This is a genomic window from Sphingomonas yabuuchiae, from assembly GCF_014199595.1.
Classification (GTDB): Bacteria; Pseudomonadota; Alphaproteobacteria; order Sphingomonadales; family Sphingomonadaceae; genus Sphingomonas; species Sphingomonas yabuuchiae.
Map to the genome: position 1 here is coordinate 385,181 of NZ_JACHNX010000001.1, position 13,326 is coordinate 398,506.

A 13,326-nucleotide genomic window follows, 5' to 3' on the forward strand; every position below is an offset into this window, starting at 1 on the left:
AGACATCGGTGCCCTCCCCCATCCCCTCCCGCCTGCGGGAGGGGCGTGCCAAGCGTCACCTACATGGGCTTCAACAAATCCTAAGTTCGTGGCTTACGCTTAACGTTCGCCAAGCAACGTACCCCTCCCGCAGGCGAGTTTCAGGTCGGTCATGCCCCCGGCATGACCTAAACGATGCGGGGCATCGTTTACCTGAAACTGGGATGGGGGAGGGCACGGGCTAGGCGATAGACCCGCCAAGCCGCCCCAAAGCCCACTCCGCCGCCTCGACGACCACCGGATCGCCGTCCCCCAGCAACCCCCGTAACACCGGCACCAGCTCCGCCGCCCCGCTATTCCCCGCCGCAATGGCCGCATTGCGCACCATCCGGTTGCGCCCGATCCGCTTGATCGGTGAGCCTGAAAACACCTGCCGGAACCCGGCATCGTCCAGCGACAGCAAATCTCCCAGCTCCGGCGCGGTCAGCTCCGCGCGGGGATGGAACGCCATGTTCGCCTGCGCCGCCGCCGCGAACTTGTTCCACGGACACACCGCCAGACAGTCGTCGCAGCCATAGATGCGGTTGCCCATCGCCACCCGGAATTCCTCCGGGATCGGCCCGGCATGTTCGATCGTCAGATAGGAAATGCACCGCCGCGCATCGAGCTGATACGGCGCCGGAAACGCGTCGGTAGGGCAAGCCCGCTGGCATGCGTCGCAGCGCCCGCACGTGTCGCGCGCCACCGCATCGGGCTCCAGTGCCAGCGTGGTGTAAATTGCCCCCAGGAACAGCCAGCTGCCATGATCGCGGCTGACCAGATTGGTGTGCTTGCCTTGCCAGCCCAGCCCGGCCGCCTCGGCCAGCGGCTTTTCCATCACCGGGGCGGTGTCGACGAAGACCTTCAGGTCGCACGCCGCCTCCTGCGCCAGCCAGCGGCCCAGCGCCTTCAACTGGCGCTTCACGACATCATGATAGTCCGCCCCCTGCGCATAGATCGAAATGCGCCCGATCCGCCCATGATCCGCCAGCCGCATCGGGTCTTCGGCCGGGGCATAGCTGACGCCGAGGGAGATGATGCTCCTCACCTCGGGCCACAGGCTGGTGGGGCTCTGCCGCTGATGCGCGCGGTCGGCCATCCAGATCATCGATCCGTGGCGTCCCTTGGCGAGCCATTGGTGCAGCCGCTCGACCGTCTTGGGTGCGGCATCGGCATGGGTGATGCCGATCGCGGCAAAGCCCAGTTCGGCCGCCTTTGCCTTGATCCGGGTTTCCAGCTTGTCTTGCGCCACGAACGCCCGCTACCACAGGCGATCAGGGAGGGACAATCAGCGTGGATAATCAGTGGGCGGTCACCGCCTCGGGCCTTGCCAAACGGTTCGGCGACCGGCGGGTCGTCGATGGCGTCGACATCGCCGTACCGACGGGGGCGGTGTACGGTGTGCTGGGCCCCAATGGCGCGGGCAAGACGACGACGCTGCGCATGCTGCTGGGCATTATCGAACCCGATGAGGGACAGCGCAGCCTGCTCGGCCATGCCCATCCGCGCGATGCCAGCGATCTGGTCGGCTATCTGCCCGAGGAGCGTGGGCTCTATCCTGCGATGAAGGCGCGCGATGCGATCGTCTTCATGGGCGCTTTGCGCGGGCTGGACCGCGCGACCGGGCGGGTGCGGGCGGACGAACTGCTCGAACAGGCCGGGCTCGGCCATGCCGCCGACAGCAAGATCCGCAAATTGTCCAAGGGCATGGCGCAGCTCGTCCAACTGCTCGGTTCGGTTGTCCACCGTCCGAAGCTGCTGGTGCTGGACGAACCCTTTTCGGGGCTGGATCCGGTCAACCAGGAGCGGCTGGAGGCGCTGATCCTCGGCGAGCGCGACCGGGGGGCGACCATCCTGTTCTCCACCCATGTCATGGCCCATGCCGAGCGGCTGTGCGACCGGCTGGCGATCATCGCCGGGGGACGTCGTCGGTTCGAGGGGACGGTGCACGATGCGCGGGGCACGCTGACCGCCCAAGTGCGCTATCGGCCGCGCGACCCGGAGCGGGTGCTGCCCGAGCTGTTGCCCGCCGATGCGGTGCGCGAAGGCGCGGACTGGCGTTTCCCGATGCCCGAACAGGGAATCGAGCCGATATTGGGCCGCCTGCTGACGGCGGGGGCGGGCATATTGAACCTGTCGATCGAGCGGCCCAGCCTTCACGAAGCCTTTGTCCGCATCGTCGGCGAACAGGAGATGGCGGCATGAGCCAGACCCGCCGGTTGATCCGCCAGACGATGACGATCGCACGCCGCGATTTCATCGCCACCGTCTTCACCCCCATCTTCCTGCTGTTCCTGTTCGCGCCGCTGATCATGGTGGCGTTCAGCACCATCGGTGCCCTGGGCGCGGCGCAGGCGGCGGACCATGGCTCCGACCGGGTGCGGATCGTCGCGATCGTGTCCGATGCGACGGCCACCGCCTTTGCCGCCGCCGACCGCCAGTCGCGCACGATCTTCCGCCGGGACGAGGAGCCGCCCGAGCTGGTGACGCTGCCCCCCGCACGCGATCCGGCCGCGCAGGCGCGCGCCGCGTTCGAGTCGCCCGACTATGATGCGACCGCCGTGCTCTATGGCCCGCTCGATCGGCCCACCATCCTGTACGGTGCACGCGGGCAGCGGGCGGCGGATTACCTGACGGTGCTGGCGACCGGCGCGCTCTCGGCCGAGCGGCTGGGCGGCGAACTGCCCAAGGTCACCCCGCGCAAGCTGGCCTTCTCGCGCCAGCGCGCGACGCTGGGCGGACAGAATCAGACGGCGTCGCTGGCGGTCTTCGGCGTGTTCTTCCTGACCCTGTTCCTGGCGGGACAGGTTGTCGGCACCATGGCCGAGGAGCGGTCGAACAAGGTCATCGAGGTGCTGGCTGCCGCCGTGCCGCTGGAGGCGGTGTTCCTGGGCAAGCTGCTGGGCATGTTCGGGGTGGCGGTGCTGTTCATCGGCTTCTGGGGCACGGTGCTGGGCCAAGTGGCGAGCCTGTTGCCACCCGCCTTTGCCGGGATGGTCGGCGAATTGTCGCCTGCCGTGGGCCTGCCGATGTTCGTCATGCTGTTCGTCGCCTATTTCACCATGGCCTATCTGCTGCTCGGCTCGGTATTCCTCACGATCGGAGCGCAGGCCTCGACCATGCGCGAGATCCAGATGCTCTCGCTGCCGATCACCATCATCCAGGTCGGCATGTTCACCCTGACCTTGAGCGGGCTGTCGCAACCGGGCAGCTGGCTGGCGCTGGTGGCCGAGGTGTTTCCGCTCTCCTCGCCCTTTGCGATGGCGGGCGTGGCGGCGGCGAGCGATGCGCTGTGGCCGCATGCGGTGGCACTGGCGTGGCAGGCCTTGTGGGTCGCGCTGTTCGTGACGCTGGGCGCGCGGCTGTTCCGGCGCGGCGTCCTGCAATCGGGCAGCACACGGCCCTTCTGGCGGCGCAAGGGGGCGTAAGATTTTTCCTCCCCTGTAAGGGGAGGTGGCAGAGCGAAGCTCTGACGGAGGGGTGTCCACACCAGCGGTGACACCCCTCCACCATCCTTCGGATGGTCCCCCTCCCCTTACAGGGGAGGAATGTTGAAGGCTTGCCGGTGCGGGCCATCTCCCTATCTTGGTTCGATGACCGCATCCCCTTCCGATCGCCGCCATTTTCTCTCGCTGATGGGGCTTGGCACCTTAGGTGTCGGGCTGTCCGCCTGCGGCCGTCAGGCCGAGGCGGCGGAACGCTTTCCGGTTGCGATGAGCGATGCCGCGTGGAAGCAGAAGCTCGGCCCGGCGGCCTATGACGTCCTGCGGCGTGAGGGGACCGAACGGCCCTATAGCAGCCCGCTCAACAACGAGCATCGCAGCGGCGTCTTTTCCTGCAAGGGGTGCGCGCAGCCGCTGTTTTCGTCAAAGACCAAGTTCGAGAGCGGCACCGGCTGGCCGAGCTTCTGGGCACCCTTGCCGCGGGCGGTGGCGACGGAATCGGATCGGTCGCTGATGATGGAGCGGGTCGAGGTGCATTGCAGCCGTTGTGGCGGGCATCTGGGCCATGTCTTCGACGACGGGCCCAAGCCGACGGGCAAGCGTTACTGCATGAACGGCGTGGCGATGACGTTCCGGGCGGGGTGACGGCTGGTCCGTCGCTCCGGTGACGGTTTCCCGTGGCCTTCGACTGCGCTCCACCACAGCCGTTCACGCTGAACCAAGTCGAAGCGCACGTTCCGCGCTATGGGCCGGGCCTTCGCGCCGCCCGGCAGGAAATTACTGGATCGGCGCCGCGAAGGTCAGGATGCCGTTGACGCGGCCGGTATCGCGCGAAGCGATCTGGGTGGCGGGCAGGTCGGCGACGCCGCTCTTGTGGCCCGAATAGATGAAACCCTTGGTCGGATAGGCCGACGTACCCAGGCCGCCATTGGGGCCGTACCAGACCTTGACCATCGACCAGTCGTTGTTCGGCGAGACGTCGACGGCGCGGACGTTGCGCTCGATGCCGCCGCGACGCGACCAGTTGGCATGGGTCAGGAGGACTTCGCGGTCGCTGACGACCTTGCTGACCATGGCGACATGGCCGACGCGCATCCGGCTGGTGGATTCGAAGGCGAGGACCGAGCCCTGTTCCGGGGTGTGGCCGCGCTGATAGCGGCCCTCGGCCTGGCCCCACCAGGTGTTGGCATTGCCGTGAAGATCGATGCCCGAAATCTCGCGGGCATAGGGGGCGCACTGCCAGAACTGCGCGGCAGCGGGGGTGGCCATCATCAGGCCGCACGTTGCCATCAGCGCGAATCGCACTGCGAATGCCTTGAACTTCACTGGACCCCCCGGTCGGAATGTCGGTGTGAGCGTCGATTAACCGGGGCTAAACATATTGGAAAGCGCCGCCGGAACCATATCCGGTGAACGGTGTTCCGGTGGCGATGACCTGAAAAATCGGCGGCGAAACGAGTTTTTCGTTCCTCGTTTCGCCGCTCCGATGGCTCGGTTTATCGTCCGAGCAGGCGATCCACTGTGACCTGCGTCACCGAATGATAGCCGGGACGCGCCTTGTCATAGATTCGCTTGGCCAGCGTCTGGCCCCATTCGCCCTGTCCCTGAAGCTGCTGGAACAGCGGCGCGACGAACTTGCGGCGGCCCTGCGAGGTCAGGAACTGCTCGGCCGAAGCCTCGGCAGGCGGATAGCGATTGGCGAGCGCGAGGCGGAGCCAGGCAAAGCGGATCTCGCTATTGCCCGTCTCGTTCCAGTGGAACCGCTCGTCGAGCGCGGCGAGGCGTTCGGCGGATAGCTGGCGGGGCAACTGGTCGAGGAAGCGGACATATTCTTGTGTCGTGACCTTGTCGGGCACCGCCGAGATGGGGCCGCCAGCCGCGAACGCCTTGGCCGCCGCATCGATCGCGGGGAAGGCGTCGGAGCGGACATGGACGGCGTTGGCCGGGATACCCGGCTGATAGACCCACTGGTCGACGCCGATCTTTGCGTCCTCGCCGGGCTTGAGCAAATTCTTGCGCAGATCGGCCAGGAAGCCCGCACTGGTCTGCGGCTGGAAGGCATGGCGATCGAAATAGCCACGCAGATAGGCATCCCAGCGGGCGCGGCCGACCACCGACTCGATCGTGCGCAGGAAGGTCGCGCCCTTGTCATAGGCGATCTGGGTCATGCCGTCATCGGGATCGCGCTTGGCATCCAGATCGAGGTGCAGCTTGGTGTCGGGCGACTGCGGGCCGCCAGCCTCCTTCACCGCATTCATCATGTCGGTCCAGGCCAGGTCGGCCTCCATCGCGGCGCGGCGCTTGCCGTACATCGACTCCATGATCCGGTTCTCGAAATAGCTGGTGAAACCTTCGTTCAGCCAGAAATCGTCCCAGGTCGCGTTGGTGACGAGATTGCCCGACCAGCTATGCGCCAGTTCATGCGCGATCAGGCTGACGAGGCTGCGGTCCCCCGCCAGCACGGTCGGCGTCGCGAAGGTCAGCATGGGGTTCTCCATGCCGCCGAACGGGAAGCTGGGCGGCAGGACCAGCACGTCGTACCGGCCCCAGCGATAGGGACCGTACAGCCCCTCGGCGGCGGTGACGAACTTGTCGAGCCCGGCAAACTCCCAGGCCGATTTGTCGAGCATCGCGGGTTCGGTCCAGATGCCCGTGTTGGCGCTGAGCGGCTTGAATTTCAGGTCGCCGATGGCCAGCGCGATCAGATAGGGGGCGACCGGCTTGTCCATGCGATAACTGGCGGTGTGGCGGCCGTCATTGCACGGCGTCTCGCCGGTCCGCTTGCCGCTCATCACGACGGTCAGCGCGCAGGGGGCGTTGACGGTGGCGTCCCAGGTCTGGCGGATGCCGGGCGAATCCTGGGTCGGGATCCAGCTTCGGTTGAGGATCGCCTCGCCCTGGCTGAACAGATAGGGTTGTGTCTTACCTGCCGTCTGTTCGGGCGACAGCCATTGCAGCGCCTTGGCCCCCGGCGCCGAGGCATAGGCGATCTTGATCGTGCGGTTGCCGTTCAGCGTGATGGTCAGCGGCGCGCCGTGCACCTTGTCGACCGCGCCGACCGTGTAGAGCAGGGGGCGGTTCTGCGCGTCGGTGACGGTGACGATGCGCAGGCCGTTATCGTCGACGACCAGCCGCTTGGCATCCGGTTTGGCATCGACCGACAGGGTCGCGATCCCGCGCATCACATGGGTGTCGAAATCGGCATAGAGGTTCAGCGAGACATGGGTGACCCGCGCTTCCAGGGGCTGCGCATAGCTGTGAACGTCACGCGCATCGGCGGAGGTCAGGACCGGCGCGACGTTCGGGGCGGGGGATTGGGCGGCGAGCAGTATCGCCAGGGCGGCCAGGGGCATGGGCACTCCGAATGGGACAGGATGATTGCACCATAGCCGGATTGCCGATGAATGGGAGGGCTCTGGACGCAGGGGCTTCGCATAACCAGTTAGGCGGCATGGACGAATTGACGCTGGCCGTGGTCGGAATCGACTTTCCCAATGAGGACAAGGCGCGGAGCAATCGGCGGTTCGAGCTGCTCGCCTCGGCCATCGGCGATCCGGTGAGCCTGCGCCCCGAGCCGCGCAACCGCCATGATCCCCACGCGATCGCCGTCTTCAGCGCCCGCGATGTACAGGTGGGTTATCTCTCCGCCGAGCGAGCGCCGCTGGTCGGTGCGCGGATGCGGCGTGGAGAGGACGTACAGGCGGTATATCAGGGGCTGAAAGGCTCGGTGGCCTATATCCGGGTGCGTTTCGGCGGCGGTACACCGACCATCCCCCGTGCGGCCGAGCCTCTGCCGGAGAAAGAGGAGGATGATTTCTTCCCCGATCCCGACGGCCCCGAATGGGGGGCCTGAAGCGGGCCACAAAAAAGGGAGCCGAAACCGGCTCCCTTTCCATCCGCCTGAGCGGTGATGGTCCGGGCAGGATTGCTCCCGCCCGCGACAATCAGTTGCTGTCCGCGCTGTCGTCCTTGACGACGGCGACGACGCCGATCGCGACGACGCCAGCGGCGATCAGAGCGGCCAGGATGCCGCCGCCGGCCAGCTTGTTGCCCTTGGCGGTCGGAGCCGAAGCGCGAACCGACTTCGAAACCGACAGGCTGGCAGCCGGGTTGGTCGGCGCAGCGGCGACCGGAGCAGCAACCAGAGCCGTAGCGGCGACAGCAGACAGGAACTTCATCATAATCAATCTCCCATGGCGAACGACCGCCAAGACGCGGTGGTGTTCATCGTCCCGATAGCGCAAAAGCATGGCCGCGTAAATTTGTTCCCGCACTGCATCATTTTTTAGACGAAGGCGTGGAACAAATGTCGCAGTCGTTAATCAGGATGCGATCGTTTCTAGGCCTAAATGATCGGGATCAGTGACGAATGGCGGCCGTTGCCACTCCGGCGAAAATCAATGCTCCACCGCCTGCCCGCTGTGCGCAGGCTTGTGCCCGTGGCGAGCGCAACAGTCCGCCCGCGCTCGACGCCGCCCATGCATAGCAGCCGTCGGTCAGCGCCAGCACCAGCACGAACGTCACCACCAATATCCCCGCCTGGGACCAATAGGGGCGATGGGGGTCGATGAACTGCGGTGCGAAGGCGGCGAGGAACAGGATGGTCTTGGGATGGAAGGTGCCGACGCCCAGATTGCCCAGAAAGGCGGCGCGTGGCGAAATCAGGCGCGGGCGAATCGCCACCGCATCGGCATTGCGTGCGCGCCAGAGCCCTATGGCACCGACCGTGATCAGATAGGCCGCACCCGCCCATTTCAACAGCCCGAACAGAAAGGACGAAGCCGCCAGCACCGCGCCCATGCCCAGCAGGCTGGCGGTCGAGGCGGCCAGATTGCCGAGCATCAGCCCGCCGACCGAGGCAAAGGCGGTCCGCCGTCCCGATCCGATCGCATAGCCCAGGATCGCCGCGACGCCGGGACCGGGGATTAGCCCGATGACCAGGGTCGCCGCGACAAAGGCGAACCACAGGTCGGGGCGCATCAGCGTCCGCCGTCGCGCCGGGTCAGCGCCGCGACGCAGCTCGCCCGGTCGATCGAACTGCCATCGGGTTCGCGCGCGTCCAGATAGGTGACGCGCGGCTCGACCCCGTCCTTGGGATAGAGATAGGCGTCGAGGACGCAGAAGCTGCCTTGGAACTGCAGCTTGCGTGCCGTGCCTTCACGGACATCGGCATCGGGCGTGCCGAACAACTTGGTCAGCCCGGCGGCGTCCTGTCCGATCACCCGCTCCAGCCCGACACTGGTATAGGGGACGGGCACCGGGGCCATGCCGCCACTGCGCACCGGCGCGGCGGTCTGCGGCACGGTACAGCCCGCCAGCAATGTCAGGGCCAGCAGCGGCAGCGCGATGAGGCGGGTCACGCCTGTCTCCTGTGAAAGAAATGGGTCGCCATGCTCGCCCCCAGGACGGGTGCGAGCAGATTGAGTCCCGGAACCACGAACAGGGCGGCGACGGCAAGCCCCAGCAGGAAGCGCGCAGGCCCGGTCGCCTTGCGCCAGCGACGCATGGCGGCGCGGTCCATGTGCCGCGCCGCCACCATGTCACCCAGGTCGCGCGACAACAGCCAGGCATTGACCAGCAGGAACGCCGCCGCCGTGCCCACGCCGGTCACGAGCAGCACGATGTACAGGGGCAGCAGGATCAGATTGACCGCGATGACCCGCGCGGCCGAGCCCAGACCCATGGCCGTGCCGCGTGCGAAGGAAACCGGCCTGCCGCTCGCCAGCGCATGCGGGTAATGCCGCGCCTCGACCGCCGCGACGATATCGTCGGCGAACACGCCCACCACCGCCACCGCGACCGCGCGAAAGGCCAGCCACAGCGCCAGCAGCTCGACGACAAAGGTGAAGGCGGCCGACCATCCGTCCGCCTGTGCGCCCAGCCATCCGGTCAGCGCCGCGCGCATGCCGTACCACAAGGCGACGCCCGCCAGCGCGAAGACGCCCAGCGTCACGCCCAGCGAACGGATCAGGACCCGGCGGATCGCCGGATCGCCCAACTGGGCGAGCGACAGGAAAAAGGCGCGGATCATGGCCCTTCGATGGCGCGGGCGGCATGGGCAAGTCAATGCGGTACGGGGCCGTATGGCGGCTCCCTTGCGCGGGGGTAGCGTGCTGACTAGGGCGGCGACATCACAGCTTGTTTCCCGGAGTCCGTACCTTGACCAACCCCACTTACGACGTGGTGGCGATCGGCAATGCCATCGTCGACATTCTCAGCCCGGCCGAGGACGATTTCATCGCCGAGAACGGCATGACCAAGGGCGCGATGCAGCTCGTCTTTTCGCCGGAAGAAGCCGACGCGCTCTATGCCAAGATGGGGCCCGGTCGCGAGATTTCGGGCGGGTCGGCCGCCAACACGCTGGCGGGCATGGCCGCGCTGGGCGGCAAGACCGCGTTCATCGGCCAGGTCGCCGACGATCAGCTGGGCGAGGTGTTCAGCCACGACATCCGTGCGGCGGGCGTCAAGTTCGACACGCCGGTGCGTCCCGGCCAGCCGACCACCGCACGCTGCATGATCTTCGTAAGCCCCGATGGCCAGCGGACGATGAACACCTTTCTCGGCGCCTCGCACTATCTGCCCGCCGAAGCGCTCGACAAGGCGCTGATCGCCGATGCGGCCTATCTGTATATCGAGGGCTATCTCTGGGATCCAGAAGAGCCGCGCGCCGCGATGCGCGCCGCGATCGAGGTCGCCCGCGCGGCGGGCCGCAAGATCGCCTTCACCGCCTCGGCCGAGTTCGTGATCGACCGCCACCGCGCCGATTTCCACGCGCTGATCGATGGTGGCATGATCGACGTGATCTTCGCCAACGAGACCGAGATCGTCGCGCTGACCGAGACGGCGGATGTCGAGGCCGCCATTGCCTCGCTGAAGGACAAGGTCGAGACGCTGGTCGTCACGCTCGCCGAAAAGGGTGCGCTGGCGCAGCGCGGGGACGAGCGCGTGACCGTGCCCGCCCATCCGGTCGACAAGGTGGTCGACACCACGGGCGCGGGCGACCTGTTCGCGGCGGGCTTCCTCTATGGCCAGACGCATGGCCATGACCTGAAGGCCTCGCTGACGCTGGGCGCGGCCTGCGCGGCCGAGATCATCAGCCATTTCGGCGCCCGGCCCCAGGTCGACCTGAAGGCCCTGGCCGCCAGCCTCTAATCCCGATCCTCCCCAAGCCGTGCTTGGGGAGGGGGACCATCCGAAGGATGGTGGAGGGGCCAGGCCCCAAAGCAAAAGGCCCAGAGGATCGCTCCTCCGGGCCTTTTTCGTATCTCCGCGAAAGTCGATCAGCGATCGAGCGGCTTGGCAACCTCTGGTTGCATCGCGGGATCGTCCACCACATCGACGATGCCACGCCCGACATGGCTGCGCTTGCGGCTGTAGAGGAAGTAGATCGCGAGACCCACTGCGCCCCAACCCGGCAGGACCAGGATCGCGACCAGCGGCAGCGAGAAATACAGATACGCGCAGCCGATCATCGCGGCGGGCGCGACGATGAACACGGCGGGCGTGCGGAACGGACGCTTGCGGGTCGGATCGGTCTTGCGCAGCACCATCACCGACAGCGCCACCATGAAGAAGGCGAACAGCGTGCCCGAGTTGGAATAGTCCGCCAGCTTGCCGACCGGCAGGAAGGCCGAGGCCAAGGTCGCGGCGATGCCGGTCACGATCGTCACCACGTGCGGCGTGCGATAGCGCGGATGCACCGAGGCCAGCTTTTCGGGCAGCAGGCCGTCGCGCGCCATGGTGAAGAACACGCGGGTCTGGCCGAACATCATCATGAGCACGACCGACGGCAGCGCCAGCGTGGCGGCCAGGCCGATCAGGTTGCCGATCTTTTCCCAGCCGATGGTGCGCAGGACATGCGCCAGCGCCTCACGCGAGCAGGACAGCGGCTCGGTCGCGCCGCTGGCGACGATCGCCTTGCACTGCGCGGCCAGTTCCGACGTGCCCGGCGACAGCACGACACCGGCGGCGTCGCGCACCGGCTGCGCGCCCAGCGGCGAGCCGATCGCGCCCGCCGATACCAGCAGGTAGAAGACCGTGCAGAACAACAGCGAGGCGATCAGGCCGATCGGCACGTTGCGCTGCGGGTTCTTGGTCTCCTCGGCAGCGGTCGACACCGCGTCGAAGCCGACATAGGCGAAGAAGATCGATGCTGCGGCCCCCGCCACGCCGGTCAGGCCGGTCGGCATGAACGGCTCGAAATGCGCGCCGTTGATGACCGGCACCGACAGCGCGATGAACAGGGTCAGCGCGGCGACCTTGATCGCGACCAGGATCGCATTGAACCGTGCGCTCTCGGTGGTGCCGATGACCAGCAGCCAGGTGACGAGCAGCGAGATGATCACGGCGGGCAGGTTGATGTAACCGCCCGACGACGGGCCGTTGACCCATTCCATCGGTATGTCGATGCCCAGCAGGTTGCGGAGCTGCCCCACCACATAGCCCGACCAGCCGACGGCGACGGCCGATGCGCCGACCGCATATTCCAGGATCAGCGCCCAGCCGACCATCCAGGCCAGCAGCTCGCCCATGACCGCATAGGTATAGGTATAGGCCGAGCCCGCGACCGGCACCATCGACGCCAGCTCGGAATAGCACAAAGCCGCCACCGCGCAGACGAAGCCCGCCAGCACGAAGGACAACATCATCCCCGGCCCCGCCTTCTGCGCGGCTTCGGAGGTGAGAACGAAGATGCCCGTACCGATGACGGCGCCGATACCCAGCATGGTAAGCTGGAACGCGCCTAGCGATCGTTGCAGCCCCTTCTTCTCGGCGGTCGCCAAAATGGCGTCCAGAGGCTTAACGCGCCCGAAAATCATGAATGTCCAATCCCCCCGAGGGAAGGGCGGCCCCGACTTGGGACACGCCCGGCGTTTGGTGAATGATCCGGGAAGTTAGCTGCAATTTTATTACGCGCAATCCCTAAGGTGCGTGGGATGCGGTCGGGGGAGGAGATTAAAGCCCTTCTTCCGCCTGCTCCGAAGTATAGGGCCGCCGTTTGGTATCGCGCGGTAAGCCCCTCCCGCAGGCGGGAGGGGTTTGGGGAGGGCGGGGTGTCTCACCGAGCCTGTCGCCCGTGGCGTTTCCCTCCCCCATCCCCTCCCGTTTACGGGAGGGGCGTGCCAGGTGGCTCGTTCAGCGCGCCAGCATCGGGCCGAGCGGCTTGCCTGCCAGGATATGGACGTGGAGGTGCGGCACTTCCTGCCCGGCGTCCGGCCCGATATTGGCCAGCAGCCGGTATCCCGGCTCGACCGCGCCTGCCTCACGCGCGACATGACCGACGGCCCTGACGAAACCGGCGATCTCCGCCTCGCTCGCGCGGGCTGCGAAATCGTCCCACGACACATAGGGGCCGCGCGGGATCACCAGAATATGGGTCGGGGCGTGCGGCGCGATGTCGTGGAAGGCGACCGCCCACTCATCCTCATAGACCCGCCTGGACGGGATTTCGTCGCGCAGGATCTTCGCAAAGATATTCTGGTCGTCATAGGGCAGGGTGGCGTCGATCGGCATCGAAACTCTCCAGGGGATCAGCGGGGCCGGGCGGCCTTTTCGTCATGGCCCGACACGCCCTCGCGCCGCGCCAGTTCGGCGCGAACGTCGTCGAGCGTGTGGCCAGTATCGGCGAGCAGGACGATCAGGTGGAACATCAGGTCGGCGGCCTCGGACACGATCTTGTCGGGCTGGGCCATGGCGGCGATGACCGTCTCTACCGCTTCCTCGCCCAGCTTCTGCGCGATCTTCGGCCGCCCCTTGGCGAACAGGCTGGCGGCATAGGAGGTGGCGGCATCGCCCGCATCCCGGCGCGCGCGGATCGTGGTTTCGAGGCGGTCGAACATGTCCATGACGGCGTGGGTGGCGCGGG

15 protein-coding genes are annotated in these 13,326 nt (G+C 66.8%); 5 read left to right on the forward strand and 10 right to left on the reverse strand.

The genetic code is table 11. The features are described from left to right. Positions 1 to 220: 220 nt before the first annotated feature. Entirely contained in the window at positions 221 to 1,270 is a 1,050-nt protein-coding gene (gene queG / locus GGQ89_RS01850; RefSeq protein ID WP_184103622.1) for a tRNA epoxyqueuosine(34) reductase QueG, read from the reverse strand. Positions 1,271 to 1,311: 41 nt separating this feature from the next. On the opposite strand from queG, the gene GGQ89_RS01855 reads away from it, so the two are divergent. The 3 genes from GGQ89_RS01855 to msrB all read left to right on the forward strand — a co-directional run bounded on the left by GGQ89_RS01855 (position 1,312) and on the right by msrB (position 4,106). Then, complete coding sequence (locus tag GGQ89_RS01855) at positions 1,312 to 2,223, forward strand: ABC transporter ATP-binding protein (RefSeq protein ID WP_380772605.1); 912 nt, start codon at positions 1,312 to 1,314, stop codon at positions 2,221 to 2,223. After that, positions 2,220 to 3,446 (forward strand): ABC transporter permease, encoded by a 1,227-nt coding sequence (locus GGQ89_RS01860; protein ID WP_184103625.1) that lies wholly within the window; start codon positions 2,220 to 2,222, stop codon positions 3,444 to 3,446. Before GGQ89_RS01855 ends, GGQ89_RS01860 begins: the two co-directional genes overlap by 4 nt. A 165-nt stretch (positions 3,447 to 3,611) precedes the next feature. Then, positions 3,612 to 4,106 (forward strand): peptide-methionine (R)-S-oxide reductase MsrB, encoded by a 495-nt coding sequence (gene msrB, locus GGQ89_RS01865; protein ID WP_056430710.1) that lies wholly within the window; start codon positions 3,612 to 3,614, stop codon positions 4,104 to 4,106. A gap of 132 nt (positions 4,107 to 4,238) precedes the next feature. Here msrB and GGQ89_RS01870 read toward each other — a convergent pair whose 3' ends face one another. Together GGQ89_RS01870 and GGQ89_RS01875 are read right to left on the reverse strand one after the other, a co-directional pair. Then, positions 4,239 to 4,733, reverse strand: a complete 495-nt coding sequence (locus GGQ89_RS01870) for a CHAP domain-containing protein (protein WP_240456566.1) — start codon at positions 4,731 to 4,733, stop codon at positions 4,239 to 4,241. Positions 4,734 to 4,957: 224 nt separating this feature from the next. Next, positions 4,958 to 6,814 carry a M1 family metallopeptidase gene (locus GGQ89_RS01875; protein WP_184103628.1) on the reverse strand — a complete coding sequence of 619 codons (1,857 nt, stop codon included), beginning with the start codon at positions 6,812 to 6,814 and terminating at the stop codon, positions 4,958 to 4,960. Between the two features lie 98 nt (positions 6,815 to 6,912). Here GGQ89_RS01875 and GGQ89_RS01880 point away from each other — a divergent pair, with 98 nt between their 5' ends. After that, entirely contained in the window at positions 6,913 to 7,314 is a 402-nt protein-coding gene (locus GGQ89_RS01880) for an HIRAN domain-containing protein (RefSeq protein WP_184103631.1), read from the forward strand. A 91-nt stretch (positions 7,315 to 7,405) separates the two neighbouring features. Here GGQ89_RS01880 and GGQ89_RS01885 read toward each other — a convergent pair whose 3' ends face one another. The 4 genes from GGQ89_RS01885 to GGQ89_RS01900 form a co-directional block, all read right to left on the reverse strand. Next, on the reverse strand, positions 7,406 to 7,642 hold the full coding sequence (locus tag GGQ89_RS01885; RefSeq protein ID WP_056430701.1) for a hypothetical protein: 237 nt from the start codon (positions 7,640 to 7,642) through the stop codon (positions 7,406 to 7,408). A gap of 178 nt (positions 7,643 to 7,820) precedes the next feature. After that, the gene (locus GGQ89_RS01890) at positions 7,821 to 8,441 is read right to left on the reverse strand and encodes a LysE family translocator (protein WP_184103634.1); all 621 of its coding nucleotides are present in this window, start codon (positions 8,439 to 8,441) and stop codon (positions 7,821 to 7,823) included. After that, positions 8,441 to 8,821, reverse strand: a complete 381-nt coding sequence (locus GGQ89_RS01895) for a hypothetical protein (protein ID WP_184103637.1) — start codon at positions 8,819 to 8,821, stop codon at positions 8,441 to 8,443. The genes GGQ89_RS01890 and GGQ89_RS01895 overlap by 1 nt, the downstream gene beginning before the upstream one ends. After that, positions 8,818 to 9,492 (reverse strand): EI24 domain-containing protein, encoded by a 675-nt coding sequence (locus GGQ89_RS01900; RefSeq protein WP_184103640.1) that lies wholly within the window; start codon positions 9,490 to 9,492, stop codon positions 8,818 to 8,820. Before GGQ89_RS01900 ends, GGQ89_RS01895 begins: the two co-directional genes overlap by 4 nt. Positions 9,493 to 9,620: 128 nt before the next feature. Here GGQ89_RS01900 and GGQ89_RS01905 point away from each other — a divergent pair, with 128 nt between their 5' ends. Further along, on the forward strand, positions 9,621 to 10,613 hold the full coding sequence (locus tag GGQ89_RS01905) for an adenosine kinase (protein ID WP_076714942.1): 993 nt from the start codon (positions 9,621 to 9,623) through the stop codon (positions 10,611 to 10,613). A 128-nt stretch (positions 10,614 to 10,741) separates the two neighbouring features. Here the strand turns inward: GGQ89_RS01905 and GGQ89_RS01910 are convergent, their stop codons facing one another. The 3 genes from GGQ89_RS01910 to GGQ89_RS01920 form a co-directional block, all read right to left on the reverse strand. After that, positions 10,742 to 12,280: an amino acid permease gene (locus GGQ89_RS01910; protein ID WP_056430689.1), complete on the reverse strand. Its 1,539-nt coding sequence runs from the start codon at positions 12,278 to 12,280 to the stop codon at positions 10,742 to 10,744. 316 nt (positions 12,281 to 12,596) lie between these two features. After that, the gene (locus GGQ89_RS01915) at positions 12,597 to 12,974 is read right to left on the reverse strand and encodes a histidine triad nucleotide-binding protein (RefSeq protein WP_184103644.1); all 378 of its coding nucleotides are present in this window, start codon (positions 12,972 to 12,974) and stop codon (positions 12,597 to 12,599) included. 17 nt (positions 12,975 to 12,991) lie between these two features. Next, complete coding sequence (locus GGQ89_RS01920) at positions 12,992 to 13,306, reverse strand: phosphoribosyl-ATP diphosphatase (protein ID WP_076714945.1); 315 nt, start codon at positions 13,304 to 13,306, stop codon at positions 12,992 to 12,994. Positions 13,307 to 13,326: the final 20 nt, after the last annotated feature.